Below are 15,657 nucleotides of genomic sequence, written 5' to 3'. Positions count from 1 at the left end.
AGGTAGATGGTGCTATCTTGGATAGTTTCTACTACAAGATGACGGAAACGGAGGAGAAAACAAAAACCATTTAGGAGGAAACACACATGTCAGTAATTTCTATGAAACAATTGCTAGAAGCTGGTGTACATTTCGGACACCAAACTCGCCGTTGGAACCCAAAAATGAAGAGATACATCTTCACTGAGCGTAACGGCATCTACATCATCGACCTTCAAAAAACAGTTAAAAAGGTTGAAGAAGCTTATAACTTCGTGAAAGAATTAGCCGGTAACGGCGGTAAAGTTCTTTTCGTTGGAACAAAGAAACAAGCACAGGAGTCTGTTAAAGAAGAAGCAGAACGTGCTGGTATGTACTACATCAACCAACGTTGGTTAGGTGGAACACTTACAAACTTCGAAACAATCCAGAAACGTATTACACGTCTAAAAAACATCGAGAAGATGGAAGAAGACGGAACCTTTGAAGTACTTCCGAAGAAAGAAGTAGTTCAACTTAAAAAAGAACATGAACGCTTAGTTAAATTCCTGGGCGGAATCAAAGATATGAACACGCTACCTGATGCATTATTCATCATCGACCCTCGTAAAGAGCGTATCGCTGTAGCTGAAGCGCGTAAACTTCATATCCCTATCGTGGGTATCGTTGATACAAACTGTGATCCGGATGAAATCGATGTTGTCATTCCTGCCAATGACGATGCAATCCGTGCGGTGAAGCTTCTTACAGGTAAAATGGCTGATGCTATTCTAGAAGCTAAGCAAGGCGAAGAAGCAGCTGTAGCAGCTGAGTAATGAATGAAAGGTGATAAGAGGGCTTACCCTTATCACCTTTTTTTAAAGAGTATTCACATGTACTGCACTCTACTATAGAGGCAGTACATTTAATGACTTACACCAAACGGTGATCAAAGTCTACATAGTCAAACTAAGGAGGAAACCTACTATGGCAATTACTGCACAAATGGTTAAAGAACTTCGTGAAAAAACGGGCGCTGGAATGATGGATTGTAAAAAAGCGTTAACAGAAACTGACGGAGATATGGACAAAGCAATTGATTTCCTACGTGAAAAAGGGATTGCAAAAGCAGCTAAAAAAGCTGATCGTATTGCAGCCGAAGGAACTACGTACATCGCAAGCGAAGGAAACACTGCAATTATTCTTGAAGTGAACGCAGAGACAGATTTCGTTGCGAAAAACGAAAACTTCCAAAGCCTTGTGAAAGAATTATCTGACCACCTTCTTGCAAACAAACCTGAATCTGTGGAAGTAGCTCTTGAGCAAAAAATGGCTAATGGTTCAACTGTAAATGAATTCATCAATGCTGCTATCGCAAAAATCGGAGAAAAAATCACACTTCGTCGATTTGAAATCCGTACTAAAGAAGATAATGCTGCGTTTGGTGAATACCTGCACATGGGTGGACGCATTGCTGTTCTTACAGTCGTGGAAGGCACTACTGATGCAAGTGTGGCGAAAGATGTTGCTATGCACGCTGCTGCATTGAATCCTAAGTATGTATCCCGTGATCAGGTTTCTGCTGAAGAAGTAGAACGTGAGCGTGAAGTACTTAAACAACAAGCTTTAAACGAAGGAAAGCCTGAGAACATCGTTGAGAAAATGGTGGAAGGCCGTCTTGGAAAATACTTCGAGGATATCTGCATCCTGGATCAAACGTTTGTTAAGAACCCAGATCAGAAAGTACGTCAATACCTTGAAGCAAATAAAGCTACTTTAACTGATTTCACTCGTTACGAAGTTGGAGAAGGTCTTGAGAAACGTCAAGAAAACTTCGCTGAAGAAGTAATGAACCAAGTAAACAAGTAAGATCAGATAAAGTTGAACAGTTTTTAGTAGGGAACACCTAGCGTGTTCCCTATTTTTCAAGAAAAATTCTATTTTATGGAGGTTCCCATGAGCGTTCCAAAATACAAACGTGTCGTTCTTAAACTTAGTGGAGAAGCATTGGCCGGTGATGATGGCTTCGGAATTAATCCTTCTGTTATTAAAAATGTAGCAGAGGAAGTGAAAGAAATTGCTGAACTTGATGTAGAAGTGGCAGTTGTTGTTGGCGGTGGAAATATCTGGCGTGGTAAAATAGGCAGTGAAATGGGAATGGACCGGGCATCTGCAGATTATATGGGGATGCTTGCCACTGTTATGAATTCATTGGCCCTTCAAGACAGCCTTGAACAGCTGGGGATCGAAACGAGAGTCCAAACGTCCATTGATATGCGTCAAGTTGCAGAGCCATATATAAGGCGCAGAGCCATCCGTCACTTAGAGAAGAAACGTGTTGTGATCTTTGCAGCAGGGACGGGTAATCCATACTTCTCTACTGATACAACGGCAGCACTTCGAGCAGCTGAAATCGAAGCAGAAGTCATTCTGATGGCTAAGAACAACGTAGATGGCGTGTACTCAGCAGATCCTAAAAAGGACGAGAGTGCTGTTAAATATGAAGAACTTTCTTATTTAGATGTCCTGAAAGAAGGCCTTGCAGTAATGGATTCAACAGCTTCTTCACTCTGTATGGACAATGATATTCCACTTATAGTATTCTCTATTATGGAGAATGGGAATATTAAGAGAGCCATCACCGGTGAAAATATAGGTACAATCGTAAGGGGGAAATCATGATGCCAAACACGATCATAACAAATGCAAAAGAAAGAATGACAAAAGCCATTCAAACATTCTCGCGTGAGCTAGCAAGTATCCGTGCAGGAAGAGCAAATGCTTCTCTTCTCGACAAGATCTCGGTTGATTACTACGGCGCACCGACACCGGTTAATCAATTAGCGGGTATTTCAATTCCTGAAGCCCGTATGCTTGTCATCCAGCCTTATGATAAATCAGCTTTGGGAGACATTGAAAAAGCAATCATGAAGTCAGATCTTGGGATTACACCTACAAGTGATGGAAACATCATCCGCATCGTGGTTCCTGCATTAACAGAGGAGCGTCGTAAAGAGCTCGTAAAGTTAGTGAAAAAAGAAGCCGAAGAAGCAAAGGTTGCTATCCGCAATATTCGCCGGGATGCAAACGATGAATTGAAGAAAAAAGAGAAAAACGGAGATATTACTGAAGATGATCTTCGTGGATACTCAGACGATGTTCAAAAGGCAACAGACGAAAGCATCGTCAAGATCGATAATGTTGCAAAAGATAAAGAACAAGAAATGCTGGAAGTATAATCTTTCATAAACGAATCCCGGGGGCCGACCTATAAGTGAACTTATATTCCTTATGGGGCGGTCCCTTGGTATTTAGTTTTTATCCCTAACGCCACTACGTTCAAAATGGATACGAATATACATAATCTATTTTCTTAAAGATATCTTCATTGTTTTTTGATATGATAGTAAGGGCAAATATTTTTTGGATTGTTGGTGGAGGATTTTTTATGCTAAACAAGCTTAAGCAATGGAAACGACAACAAACTTCCGAGGAAGCGGATGCTCGATTCCAGGAACTATTAAAACACCCGATTCCGGGTCATATAGCGATCATTATGGATGGCAATGGTAGATGGGCAAAGAAAAGAGCTTTGCCAAGGGTAGCTGGACATCATGAAGGTATGAAATGTGTACGCAGAATTACCAAACTGGCAAATGAACTGGGACTGGAAGCCTTGACTTTATATGCTTTTTCGACAGAGAATTGGAAACGACCTAAAATGGAAGTTGAGTTTCTGATGAAGCTGCCTGAGGAATTTTTAGGAACGTTTCTTCCTGAGCTGGTTGAAGAGAACGTACAAGTGAAAATGATGGGTTCTCCGGATGCCTTGCCAAATCATACGAAGGCAGCCGTTACAAAAGCCATGGAAGAGACTAAGCATAATGATGGACTAATTCTGAATTTTGCTTTGAATTATGGCAGTCGTTCGGAAATCATTGATTCCATGAAGCATGTCTTAAAAGATGTGCAGAATGGAATACTAGATGAGGAAGAATTGAATGAAGAAGTATTTTCAAAATATTTAATGACAAAAGACTTAAAAGATCCAGACCTGCTTATTCGAACGAGTGGAGAAATCCGCTTAAGTAACTTTATGCTTTGGCAATTGGCTTATACAGAGTTCTTTTTTACTGATGTTCTGTGGCCGGATTTTGGCAGGGAACATTTAGTTGAAGCCATTGAAGCATATCAAGGTCGTTCAAGAAGATTTGGTGGGTTACAAAGTGAGGAATCCTAATGAAACAAAGAATTATTACAGCCGTGGTAGCGGCAGCAATATTTTTACCGATCATCCTATTTGGTGAAACACCCTTTATCCTTTTAATGTACTTGATCGCATCCATCAGTTTATATGAGGCTTTGAAGATGAAGGGGCAATGGATTTTAACCATTCCCGGATTACTATCCCTCGCCCTTTTGTGGGTCTTCCTCATTCCGACAGAAACGATTGGGATCATAACAGATTTCGGCTACTCCAAAATTGAGTTGGCATTTCTTGCTGTGTTATTATTTTTAACGTATACGGTTGCGACCAAGAATCGATTTAATTTCGAGGATGCCGCTTTCTCTCTTCTAAGTGTTCTATATGTAGGAATCGGTTTCTATTATTTCATGGAAATTCGCTTAGAAGAAGGAGTCCAGTTTGTTTTTTATGCATTATTTATCATTTGGGCAACCGACTCAGGTGCCTATTTCATCGGCAGGGCAATGGGGAAGAAAAAGCTTTGGCCGGAAATTAGCCCGAATAAGACCATAGAGGGTTTTGTTGGAGGAATTATATGTGCCGTCATCGTCGGGGTCGTTATGACATTCTTCACCGACCTTGATATGAGCATACCTAAGCTGGTGATTGTCACTGCCATTCTATCTGTCTTTGGACAGGTCGGTGACTTAGTTGAATCTGCATTAAAAAGGCATTATAAAGTAAAGGATTCAGGAAACCTCCTGCCCGGTCACGGTGGTATGCTGGATCGCTTCGATAGTTTACTATTTGTACTGCCCCTTCTTCATTTTCTGCTATAGACAAAAAAGGGGGAGTTTCATTCGGGAGGAGTGTAGGAGTTGAAGAATATCAGTTTAATGGGTGCTACAGGGTCGATTGGACTTCAGACCCTTGATGTCGTTCGCGAGCATCCGGAAGAATTCAAACTGACTGCCATGTCAATTGGTAAAAATATAGAAGAAGCCAGGAAAATAATCATGGAATTCAATCCCGGTCTCGTTTCTGTACAGTGTAAAGAAGATGCTGATACATTATCGAGGGAAATCCCATCATCTGTGAAGGTACTATATGGGGAAGAAGGGCTGGTAGAGGTTGCATGTCATCAGGATGCTGATCTCCTCGTCAATGCTGTCCTGGGAAGCGTAGGATTATATCCTACGCTTCAGGCAATCGAGGCAGGGAAAACGATTGCGATTGCAAACAAGGAAACCCTCGTAACTGCAGGACACCTTGTGATGGAAGCGGCAAGGCGCAAAGGAACATCCTTGCTGCCTGTTGATAGTGAACATTCTGCCATTTTCCAGGCACTTCAAGGGGAAAAGGAAAAGAATGTAGAAAAGTTGATCATTACTGCATCAGGCGGCAGTTTCAGGGACAGGACGAGGGAAGAATTGGTCGATGTGACGGTTCATGAAGCGTTGAATCACCCCAACTGGTCAATGGGAGCAAAGATCACCATTGATTCTGCTTCCATGATGAACAAAGGGTTGGAAGTGATCGAGGCTCATTGGCTATTTGATATCCCATACGATCAAATTGATGTTGTGCAGCATCGGGAAAGTATCATTCATTCCATGATTCAATTCCATGATTCATCTGTGATGGCCCAACTTGGGACTCCGGATATGCGCGTGCCGATACAGTATGCCCTAACATATCCTGATAGAATTCAAAGGCCGGGGAAACGGCTCAACCTTGTTGAGATCGGTAAGCTGCACTTTGAAGAAATGGATCAGAATCGTTTTCGGTGCCTTGCTTTTGCCTATGAAGCAGGACGGATCGGAGGCAGCATGACGACAGTTTTAAACGCTGCAAATGAAGCAAGCGTTGCGCTTTTCCTGGAAAATAAGATATCTTTCCTCGATATAGAAACCTATATTGAAAAGGCTCTGAGTGCACACAATGTGATACATACCCCCGATCTTGACACCATACATGAAATCGATCAACATACACGCCGACTCGTTGCTGGCTGGGTGTAATCAACTATCTGCGCATGTTTAGATGGGCAGGAGCGTAGACTGATAGTGGACATGTTTCTTATAGTTTATACTTAAACATTTAAATCTGTTATGAACAGGTTATAAAAAAGGTGGTTTTTTATTTGCAAACGGTGATTGCCTTTATTGTTATTTTTGGGGCTTTAGTATTTTTTCATGAGCTGGGCCATCTGATTTTCGCTAAACGCGCAGGGATTCTCTGCCGGGAATTCGCCATTGGGTTCGGGCCTAAAGTCTTCTCTTATAAAAAAAATGAAACAACCTATACCATTCGCTTATTGCCTCTAGGTGGCTTCGTACGGATGGCGGGAGAAGACCCGGAAATGGTGGAACTCAAAGCAGGTCATCGTGTAGGGCTTGTATTGGACCAGGATGAAAAGATTGTTAAAATCGTATTGAATAACAAAGATCGCTATCCAAATATCCGTGTCATCGAAGTGGAAGAAGCGGATTTAGAGCATAGGCTTCACATTCGTGGATATGAAGAAGATGAGGAAGAGCTGAAAACATTCTCTATTTCTAGAGAGGCTGTTTTCATTGAGGATGGTGTGGAAACGCAAATTGCCCCATGGGACCGGCAGTTCGCTTCCAAGACTCTTCCTCAGAGGGCACTGGCCATCTTTGCGGGACCATTATTCAATTTTATATTGGCCTTCTTCATCTTCATCCTTGTCGGCCTATTACAAGGGGTACCGACAAATGACCCTGTGCTTGGAGAATTGACTGCAGACGGTGCAGCGAAAGAGTCAGGGCTTCAAAAGGATGACGTGGTCCTTAGCATTGACGGGAAAGAAATCTCCACATGGGACGATATCGTAACAATCATTCAGAAGCATCCAGGAGATGAACTGAGATTCAATGTTGACCGAGGGGGTTCCAACACCGAAATTCCTGTAACACCGAAACCTCAGGAAATTGAAGGAGAAGAGATTGGAATCATTGGAGTTCATAGCCCTGTGGAAAAGTCTCCACTGAAAGTGGTCACGAACAGTGCCCAGCAAACCTATGAATGGACGAAGATGATTTTTGTCCTCCTGGGGAAACTGGTGTCCGGTGAATTTTCAATTGACGCTTTATCGGGACCTGTCGGAATCTATCAGTCAACTGATGTAGTAGCGAAATCCGGCATATACTATTTAATGAGATGGGCGGCCATCTTGAGTATCAACCTGGGTATCATGAACCTATTACCAATCCCGGCCCTGGATGGAGGAAGACTCCTATTCTTCGCGGTTGAGGCCGTTAGAGGGAAACCGGTTGATCGTCAAATGGAAGGGATGGTCCATTTTGTCGGATTCGCCCTTCTCATGGTACTAATGTTAGTCGTTACTTGGAACGACATACAGAGATTTTTCTTGTAAAATTCAATCGTATGATTCATAAACAGGCAGTTTCTCCCTTTGTATTCAAAAACTGAGGGTGTTACTGCCTGTTCATTTAAGTTAAAATAGTGAGAAGGAAATTCTTACACTACATAAATAATATATATGGTAACTGAGGTGCTAGTAGATGAAGCAAACAAATACATTCATTCCAACACTGAAAGAAATACCTGCTGATGCAGAAATAAAGAGTCATCAGCTTCTCTTGCGTGCAGGATTCATAAGACAAAATGCCAGTGGAATTTATAGTTTTTTACCGCTGGGAAATAAAGTATTAAAAAAAGTAGAAGAAATCATCCGTGGGGAATTAGACGGGGCAGGTGCAGTTGAATTGCTTATGCCTGCATTACAACCATCTGAGCTTTGGAAGGAATCGGGTCGTTGGGGAACGTACGGACCGGAATTGATGCGAATGAATGATCGTCATGACCGGGAGTTTGCCCTGGGAGCCACACATGAAGAAGTGATTACCAGCTTAGTGAGGGATGAAATCAAATCGTACAAGCGTCTGCCACTGACAATGTATCAAATCCAAACGAAATTCCGTGATGAAAAACGGCCCCGTTTCGGACTTTTAAGGGGAAGGGAATTCATCATGAAGGATGCGTATTCTTTCCATTCATCATTTGAGAGCCTGGACGAAACGTATGATGGATTATTCCAGGCGTATTCCAATATTTTCAGTAGATGCGGCTTGAATTTCAGAGCAGTCATCGCCGATTCAGGTGCAATGGGTGGTAAGGATACTCATGAATTCATGGTTTTATCAGAGGTAGGCGAAGATACGATTGCCTATTCGGATTCATCTGAATATGCCGCGAATATCGAAATGGCTGAAGTGGTTGATTCATACAACGAATCAACCGAAGAATTGCGGTCATTGGAAAAGGTCTCAACACCAGAAAGCAAGTCCATTGAAGAAGTATCCACTTTCCTATCCGTTGAGAAGGACCAATGCATTAAATCTCTTCTATTTAAAGTCGATGATGAACATGTTTTAGTGTTATCCCGTGGTGATCACGAAATCAATGATATCAAAGTGAAGAATCTTTTAAATGCCGATGTGGTTGAATTAGCGTCAGCCGAAGAAACGAAAGAGGTAATCGGATGTGAGACTGGATCTATCGGCCCTTGCTCAGCCACTGTAAAGGTTGTAGCGGACCACGCAGTTAAATACATTCGCAATGGTGTTACAGGAGCAAATGAAGATGGATTCCATTTTAAGAATATAAACCCTGAACGTGACTTCGAGGTATCCCAATATGCAGACCTCCGTTTTATTCAGGAAGGGGATCCTTCTCCTGACGGCAATGGTACGATTGTATTTGCAAAAGGGATTGAAGTCGGTCATGTTTTCAAATTAGGAACGAGATATTCAGAAGCTTTAGGAAGCTCATTCCTGGATGAAAACGGCCGATCTCAATCCATTATCATGGGGTGTTATGGGATCGGGGTATCCCGCACATTAGCTGCGGTGGCAGAGCAATTCAATGACGATAGAGGTCTGGTATGGCCAGCGAATCTTGCGCCATATGACCTTCATTTGATTCCGATTAATATGAAGGATGAAGCACAAGCATCCCTTTCAAACGAATTATATGCTTCATTCAAAGAAAACAGGTATGATGTATTAATGGATGATCGAGCTGAACGTCCAGGCGTTAAATTTGCCGATTCAGACCTGATAGGTCTCCCTATCCGTATCACGGTAGGAAAGAAAGCGGGAGAAGGGATCGTCGAAATAAAGGTAAGAAAAACCGGAGAGATGTTAGAGGTTCATAAAGAGGAACTTCTATCCAAGCTGCAAGAACTATTCAAGACACTTTCGTAAACCTAAAAGGGCTCGACTTTAAAGGAGGCAATCCTTTTGCTGTCAGCCCTTTTTATTCTGTAGACAAGTACGATATACGAATAGAAATGGGGGAAAAAGAATATGGAAGAAAAGCCCCTGGGCAAAAGAGAAAGGTTTCAATTGCTGTTGCAACAGTTAGGCTTAACAGAAGATGCCTTTGTACAATATTTCAGACATGCTGAAATTGAAAAATTGGCAGTCTATCGTAAAGAAAAGAAGTGGCATTTTTACTTCACATTTGAAGAAATCATCCCTTGTACTGTATGGAATAAATTTTCCATTGCATTGCAAACATCCTTTAAACATATCGCCAATGTAGATTATACTATCAGGGTATTGAATTCGAATGTGACGGATCAGCATATTTTTGATTACTGGCAGGACTGTGTGAAAGAAATCCAAGGAATATCTCCGCCATTATTGAAATTATTAAATACGCAAAAGCCTAAAATCAATGGGAACAAAATCATTGTACAGGCTTCTAATGATACAGAAGCGACGCAGTTGAAAAGAAAATACGGTGATATGATCACCACGACATTTGAAAACTTCGGTTTCCCTAAATTGGTGCTCGATGCAGAGGTAAGTCAGGTAGAAGAACAAAGCAACGAATATGAGAAATTTTTAGAAGAAAAGCTTAAAGAGGACCAGGAAAGAGCAAAACAGGCTCTTATTGAAATGGAAAAAGCCGAAAAAGAGGGTGCAAGTGATGCGCCGAGCGGTCCGTTCATGCTTGGTCTTACGATCAAGGACGATGCTGACTTCCGAAAAATCGAAGAGATTTATGATGAAGAGCGGCGTATCGCCATCGAAGGGTATGTTTTCGATTGTGAAACCAGGGAACTCAGAAGCGGACGTACCTTACTGACTTTTAAGGTGACGGACTATTCAAGTTCGATTCTTGTTAAGATGTTCTCCAGGGATAAAGAAGATGCTGCCGTCATGAATATAATGAAAAAGGGGATGTGGGTCCGCTGTCGTGGAAGCATTCAAAATGATACATTTGTACGCGACCTTGTGATGATCGCCAATGATGTGAATGAAATCAAGCCTGTTCTTAGACTGGATACGGCTCCGGCCGATGAAAAAAGAGTAGAGCTTCATATGCATACACCGATGAGTCAAATGGATGCCGTTTCATCAGTGGCCAGCCTGGTGGCACAGGCAAAAAAATGGGGACATAAAGCGGTTGCGATAACGGATCATGCTGTAGCACAATCTTTCCCGGAAGCTTATAACGCAAGCAAGAAAAATGATATAAAACTCCTCTATGGTGTGGAAGCCAACCTTGTGGATGATGGGGTTCCGATTGCGTATAATGACCGAGACCTGCCTCTTGCAGATAGCACCTTTATCGTGTTCGATGTGGAGACGACCGGGCTTTCGGCTGTTTACGACACCATCATAGAACTTGCAGCGGTGAAAATCAAAGATGGAGAGGTCATTGATAAATTCGAGTCGTTTGCCAATCCTCATCATCCGCTATCCGCCACGACGATAGAGCTGACGGGAATCACGGATGACATGGTACAGACAGCTCCAGAAATCAATGATGTCCTTCAGAGATATCATAAATGGGCAGGCGAAGATATACTGGTCGCCCATAATGCATCCTTTGATATGGGTTTTTTAAATGCGGGATATCAAAAAGCCGGAATCCCCAAGGCAACCAATCCAGTCATTGATACGCTCGAACTTTCAAGACTTCTGTACCCGCAATTCAAGAACCACCGCTTAAATACATTGGCTAAGAAATTTGACATTGAATTGACCCAGCATCACAGGGCCATTTACGATGCCGAAACAACGGGATATCTTTTAATGAAAATGTTGAAAGACGCTTTGGAAAAAGGGATTACGAATCATAAACAGTTTAATGACTATATGGGAAAAGGCGATTCATACAAACGATCAAGACCGTATCACTGTACATTGATTGCACAGACAGAAGAAGGATTGAAAAATCTTTATAAGCTTGTTTCCATTTCTCATATGAATTATTTCTTCCGTGTCCCCCGGATTCCGCGTTCTCAATTACAGAAGTATCGCACGGGCATCCTCGTTGGCTCCGGATGTGATAAAGGTGAAGTATTCGAAGGGATGATGCAGAAAGGGAAAGAAGAAGTCGAAGAAAAGGCTCAATTCTATGATTACCTGGAAGTTCATCCTAAAGAAGTGTACCAGCATTTAATCGAATTAGACATTGTTCAAAGTCAGAAGAACCTGGAAGATATTATCCAGAACATCGTTGATCTAGGCCGGAAATTGGATAAGCCTGTAGTGGCGACTGGTAACGTACATTACTTGAATGAAACAGATAAGATTTACCGCAAGATCCTGGTAGGGTCACAAGGCGGGGCGAATCCCTTAAACCGCCATGAGCTCCCTGATGTTCACTTCAGAACAACGAATGAAATGCTCGATGCGTTCTCCTTCTTGGGGAAAGACACAGCTAAAGAGATTGTTGTGGATAATTCCAATAAGATTGCCGATATGGTAGACGACATTAAGCCGATCAGAGATGATCTTTACACACCGAAAATCGAAGGTGCGGACGAAGAAATGCGTCGTATGAGTTATGCCATGGCGAAAAGCATCTATGGCGAAGAGCTCCCTGAAATTGTGGAAGCCAGGATTGAAAAAGAATTGAAGAGTATCATTGGACACGGTTTCGCAGTCATTTATCTAATCTCTCATAAGCTGGTTAAGAAATCGTTGGATGACGGATATTTAGTTGGTTCACGTGGGTCGGTAGGTTCATCTTTTGTAGCGACCATGACGGAAATCACGGAGGTAAATCCTTTACCCCCCCATTATGTATGCCCGTCCTGCAAGAAGTCCGAGTTCTTTGATGATGGATCAGTGGGGTCAGGATTCGACCTGCCTAATAAGGACTGCCCCGATTGTGGCGTTCCTTTTAAAAAAGACGGTCACGATATTCCTTTTGAAACCTTCCTTGGATTTAAAGGGGACAAGGTTCCGGATATCGATTTGAACTTCTCAGGGGAGTATCAGCCAAATGCCCACAACTATACAAAGGTTCTGTTCGGTGAGGACAACGTATATCGTGCAGGGACAATCGGAACGGTGGCGGAAAAGACCGCTTACGGGTATGTGAAGGGATATGCGAATGATCATCAGCTCCAAATCCGTGGAGCTGAAATTGATCGTTTGGTCAGTGGGTGCACTGGTGTAAAGAGAACAACCGGACAGCATCCCGGAGGAATCATCGTAGTGCCGGATTATATGGATATCTATGATTTCTCACCTATACAGTTTCCCGCGGACGATTCGAGCTCGGAATGGAAAACGACACATTTTGACTTCCACTCGATACATGACAACCTTTTGAAGCTGGACATTCTTGGACACGATGATCCGACTGTCATCCGTATGCTTCAGGATCTGTCAGGGATAGATCCTAAGACGATTCCGACAGATGATCCTGAAGTGATGAAAATCTTCAGCGGTACCGAATCACTTGGAGTGACGGAAGAGCAAATCATGTGTAAGACAGGCACACTCGGTATCCCGGAATTTGGAACGAGGTTCGTCCGGCAGATGCTTGAAGATACAAAGCCGACAACTTTTTCCGAGCTTGTACAAATTTCAGGCCTCTCCCACGGTACCGATGTGTGGCTTGGAAATGCACAGGAACTCATTCATAACAATATATGCAATCTGAGCGAAGTGATCGGGTGTCGTGATGATATTATGGTATATCTGATCTATCAGGGACTCGAGCCTTCACTTGCGTTTAAAATTATGGAATTTGTTCGAAAAGGGAAGGGTCTCCAGGATGAATGGGTGGAAGAGATGAAGAAGAACGGGGTACCTGATTGGTATATCGATTCCTGCTTGAAGATCAAGTATATGTTCCCCAAAGCCCATGCTGCAGCATACGTATTAATGGCCGTTCGTATTGCCTATTTCAAAGTTCATCACGCCCTTCTTTACTATGCAGCATATTTTACCGTTCGTGCAGAGGATTTCGACCTCGAAGCCATGGTAAGAGGATCTCAGGCTGTAAGAGCCAAGATAGAGGAAATCAATAGTAAAGGCCTGGATGCTTCACCGAAAGAAAAGAATACTCTGACGGTTCTGGAGCTGGCACTCGAAATGTGTGAAAGAGGGTATAAATTCCAGAAAGTGGATCTTTATCGTTCAAAAGCTGCCGAGTTTGTGATAGATGGAGACACACTGATCCCGCCGTTCAATTCTATACCCGGCTTAGGGACCAATGCCGCCATCAATATTGTGAATGCAAGGAAAGATGGGGAGTTTCTATCAAAAGAGGACCTTCAACAAAGAGGCCGCGTATCCAAGACGATTATAGAATATCTTGATAATCACGGATGCCTGGAAGCATTGCCTGAAAAGAATCAGTTATCCCTCTTTTAAGTTGATACCATGGGAATTGTTTGCATAAAAATGTTGATTATGGTATATTTTTATTGGAAATACTAAAGATAGCTCTAAAGGTAGAAGAGTGGGGTCGCACCCCACTCTTTCGTTATTACATGGAGATTTTTTGAACTATCATTTCTAGTCTTGGTGCAAGATTTTCCTATAGACCAGGAGGTAAGTATGAGCAAAATAACAACACTTGTAGAAGAAATTGTTACACCAATCTTAGATGACATGTCTTTGGAACTCATCGACATGGAATATGTAAAAGAAGGATCCAACTGGTTTCTACGCGTATATATCGACAAAGATTCAGGTGTTGACATTGAAGAATGTGGAATAGTAAGTGAAAGACTTAGTGAAAAGTTAGATGAAATTGATCCAATTCCTCATAATTACTTTTTAGAAGTTTCTTCACCGGGAGCTGAGCGTCCTTTAAAGAAAGACAAGGACTTCGAGAAAGCCATAGGCAAAAACGTTTATGTGAAAACGTATGAGCCGTTAAACGGCGAAAAAGCCTTCGAAGGGACACTTCTTTCCTATACTTCAGACCATTTATTATTAGAAGTAACCATTAAGACTCGAAAAAAGAAGGTTGAAATTCCAACAGATAAGATAGCCATTGCACGATTGGCTGTTACATTTTCATAGGAACTAACCGCATTATAAAGGGGGATGAAACCACCATGAGCACGCAGTTATTAGATGCTCTAACTGTTTTAGAGAAAGAGAAAGGCATCGCAAGGGATGTCATCATCGAAGCGATTGAAGCAGCCCTTGTTTCAGCTTATAAACGAAATTTTAACCAAGCACAGAATGTCCGTGTAGACCTTAACCTTGATACGGGGACGATGAGAGTTTTCGCCCGGAAGGAAGTCGTAGATGAGGTATTTGATTCACGTCTGGAGATTTCAGTTGAAGATGCCGGAGAAATCAACCCAAGTTACGAAGTAGGAGATGTTGTGGAACTTGAAGTTACTCCTAAGGACTTCGGGCGTATTGCAGCTCAGACGGCTAAACAGGTTGTGACTCAACGTGTGAGGGAAGCAGAAAGAGGAATTATCTATTCTGAATTTGTTGACCGTGAAGAAGACATTATGACAGGTATCGTTCAGCGCCAGGATAATCGTTTCATCTATGTGGCCTTAGGAAAGATAGAAGCACTTTTACCTGTAAGTGAACAAATGCCAAATGAAACGTATAAACCTCATGACAGGATTAAAGTGTTCATTACGAAAGTGGAGAAGACGACAAAAGGACCTCAGATATTTGTTTCAAGGACACACCCTGGATTATTGAAGCGACTATTCGAAATTGAGGTTCCAGAAATCTTTGATGGAACAGTGGAAATTAAATCAGTTGCACGTGAAGCCGGTGACCGATCTAAAATTTCTGTTCATGCGGAAAATTCTGAAGTGGACCCGGTAGGTGCATGTGTAGGAACGAAAGGTTCGCGTGTTCAAGCCATTGTCAATGAATTAAAAGGTGAGAAAATTGATATCGTTCAGTGGTCGGAAGATCCTGTCACTTTCGTAGCCAATGCTTTAAGTCCATCCAAGGTGCTGGATGTACAGGTGAATGAAGAAGACAAAGCAACCAGAGTCGTCGTTCCCGACTATCAACTGTCCCTTGCGATCGGTAAACGCGGCCAAAATGCCCGTCTTGCAGCTAAGTTGACAAACTGGAAGATTGATATCAAGAGTGAGACAGATGCAAGGGAATTAGGCATGTATCCTCGCGAAGAGGCCTTTCTGCCACAGGATGAAGAGGAAGAGTACGATGATAATGAGCCTTTAAATATTGATTTTGAAAATCAAGATTAAGAGGTGAGTA

12 protein-coding genes are annotated in these 15,657 nt (G+C 42.3%); all 12 read left to right on the top strand.

Going from position 1 to position 15,657, the window contains the following annotated elements:
• Nucleotides 1-86 precede the first annotated feature (86 nt).
• The 12 genes from rpsB (at nt 87) to nusA (ending at nt 15,647) form a co-directional block, all read left to right on the top strand.
• Nucleotides 87-794, top strand: coding sequence for a 30S ribosomal protein S2 (gene rpsB, locus JI667_RS04665; RefSeq protein ID WP_034760179.1), 708 nt, complete (start codon nt 87-89; stop codon nt 792-794).
• Nucleotides 795-945: 151 nt separating this feature from the next.
• On the top strand, nt 946-1,827 hold the full coding sequence (gene tsf, locus JI667_RS04660) for a translation elongation factor Ts (RefSeq protein WP_206850916.1): 882 nt from the start codon (nt 946-948) through the stop codon (nt 1,825-1,827).
• Nucleotides 1,828-1,914: 87 nt separating this feature from the next.
• The gene (gene pyrH, locus JI667_RS04655) at nt 1,915-2,640 is read left to right on the top strand and encodes a UMP kinase (protein ID WP_206850915.1); all 726 of its coding nucleotides are present in this window, start codon (nt 1,915-1,917) and stop codon (nt 2,638-2,640) included.
• The gene (gene frr, locus JI667_RS04650; RefSeq protein WP_206851164.1) at nt 2,640-3,197 is read left to right on the top strand and encodes a ribosome recycling factor; all 558 of its coding nucleotides are present in this window, start codon (nt 2,640-2,642) and stop codon (nt 3,195-3,197) included. Before pyrH ends, frr begins: the two co-directional genes overlap by 1 nt.
• 209 nt (nt 3,198-3,406) lie before the next feature.
• Entirely contained in the window at nt 3,407-4,198 is a 792-nt protein-coding gene (locus JI667_RS04645) for an isoprenyl transferase (RefSeq protein ID WP_206851163.1), read from the top strand.
• Complete coding sequence (locus JI667_RS04640; RefSeq protein ID WP_206850914.1) at nt 4,198-4,983, top strand: phosphatidate cytidylyltransferase; 786 nt, start codon at nt 4,198-4,200, stop codon at nt 4,981-4,983. The genes JI667_RS04645 and JI667_RS04640 overlap by 1 nt, the downstream gene beginning before the upstream one ends.
• A 39-nt stretch (nt 4,984-5,022) precedes the next feature.
• Complete coding sequence (locus tag JI667_RS04635; RefSeq protein WP_206850913.1) at nt 5,023-6,165, top strand: 1-deoxy-D-xylulose-5-phosphate reductoisomerase; 1,143 nt, start codon at nt 5,023-5,025, stop codon at nt 6,163-6,165.
• 122 nt (nt 6,166-6,287) lie between these two features.
• Nucleotides 6,288-7,544: an RIP metalloprotease RseP gene (gene rseP / locus JI667_RS04630; protein WP_206850912.1), complete on the top strand. Its 1,257-nt coding sequence runs from the start codon at nt 6,288-6,290 to the stop codon at nt 7,542-7,544.
• A gap of 148 nt (nt 7,545-7,692) precedes the next feature.
• Complete coding sequence (locus tag JI667_RS04625; protein ID WP_206850911.1) at nt 7,693-9,396, top strand: proline--tRNA ligase; 1,704 nt, start codon at nt 7,693-7,695, stop codon at nt 9,394-9,396.
• A 102-nt stretch (nt 9,397-9,498) separates the two neighbouring features.
• Nucleotides 9,499-13,818, top strand: coding sequence for a PolC-type DNA polymerase III (locus JI667_RS04620; protein WP_206850910.1), 4,320 nt, complete (start codon nt 9,499-9,501; stop codon nt 13,816-13,818).
• Between the two features lie 186 nt (nt 13,819-14,004).
• On the top strand, nt 14,005-14,475 hold the full coding sequence (gene rimP / locus JI667_RS04615) for a ribosome maturation factor RimP (protein WP_206850909.1): 471 nt from the start codon (nt 14,005-14,007) through the stop codon (nt 14,473-14,475).
• A 35-nt stretch (nt 14,476-14,510) separates the two neighbouring features.
• Nucleotides 14,511-15,647 carry a transcription termination factor NusA gene (gene nusA, locus JI667_RS04610; RefSeq protein WP_206850908.1) on the top strand — a complete coding sequence of 379 codons (1,137 nt, stop codon included), beginning with the start codon at nt 14,511-14,513 and terminating at the stop codon, nt 15,645-15,647.
• Nucleotides 15,648-15,657 lie beyond the last annotated feature (10 nt).

Source organism: Bacillus sp. NTK074B, assembly GCF_017303375.1.
Classification (GTDB): Bacteria; Bacillota; Bacilli; order Bacillales; family Bacillaceae_B; genus Rossellomorea.
This window is presented reverse-complemented; position numbering and strand designations above follow the sequence as displayed.

Coding starts and splice junctions, on each gene's coding strand:
- rpsB (WP_034760179.1), top strand. CDS start 87: ATGTCAGTAATTTCTATGAAACAATTGCTAGAAGCTGGTGTACATTTC.
- tsf (WP_206850916.1), top strand. CDS start 946: ATGGCAATTACTGCACAAATGGTTAAAGAACTTCGTGAAAAAACGGGC.
- pyrH (WP_206850915.1), top strand. CDS start 1,915: ATGAGCGTTCCAAAATACAAACGTGTCGTTCTTAAACTTAGTGGAGAA.
- frr (WP_206851164.1), top strand. CDS start 2,640: ATGCCAAACACGATCATAACAAATGCAAAAGAAAGAATGACAAAAGCC.
- JI667_RS04645 (WP_206851163.1), top strand. CDS start 3,407: ATGCTAAACAAGCTTAAGCAATGGAAACGACAACAAACTTCCGAGGAA.
- JI667_RS04640 (WP_206850914.1), top strand. CDS start 4,198: ATGAAACAAAGAATTATTACAGCCGTGGTAGCGGCAGCAATATTTTTA.
- JI667_RS04625 (WP_206850911.1), top strand. CDS start 7,693: ATGAAGCAAACAAATACATTCATTCCAACACTGAAAGAAATACCTGCT.
- JI667_RS04620 (WP_206850910.1), top strand. CDS start 9,499: ATGGAAGAAAAGCCCCTGGGCAAAAGAGAAAGGTTTCAATTGCTGTTG.
- rimP (WP_206850909.1), top strand. CDS start 14,005: ATGAGCAAAATAACAACACTTGTAGAAGAAATTGTTACACCAATCTTA.
- nusA (WP_206850908.1), top strand. CDS start 14,511: ATGAGCACGCAGTTATTAGATGCTCTAACTGTTTTAGAGAAAGAGAAA.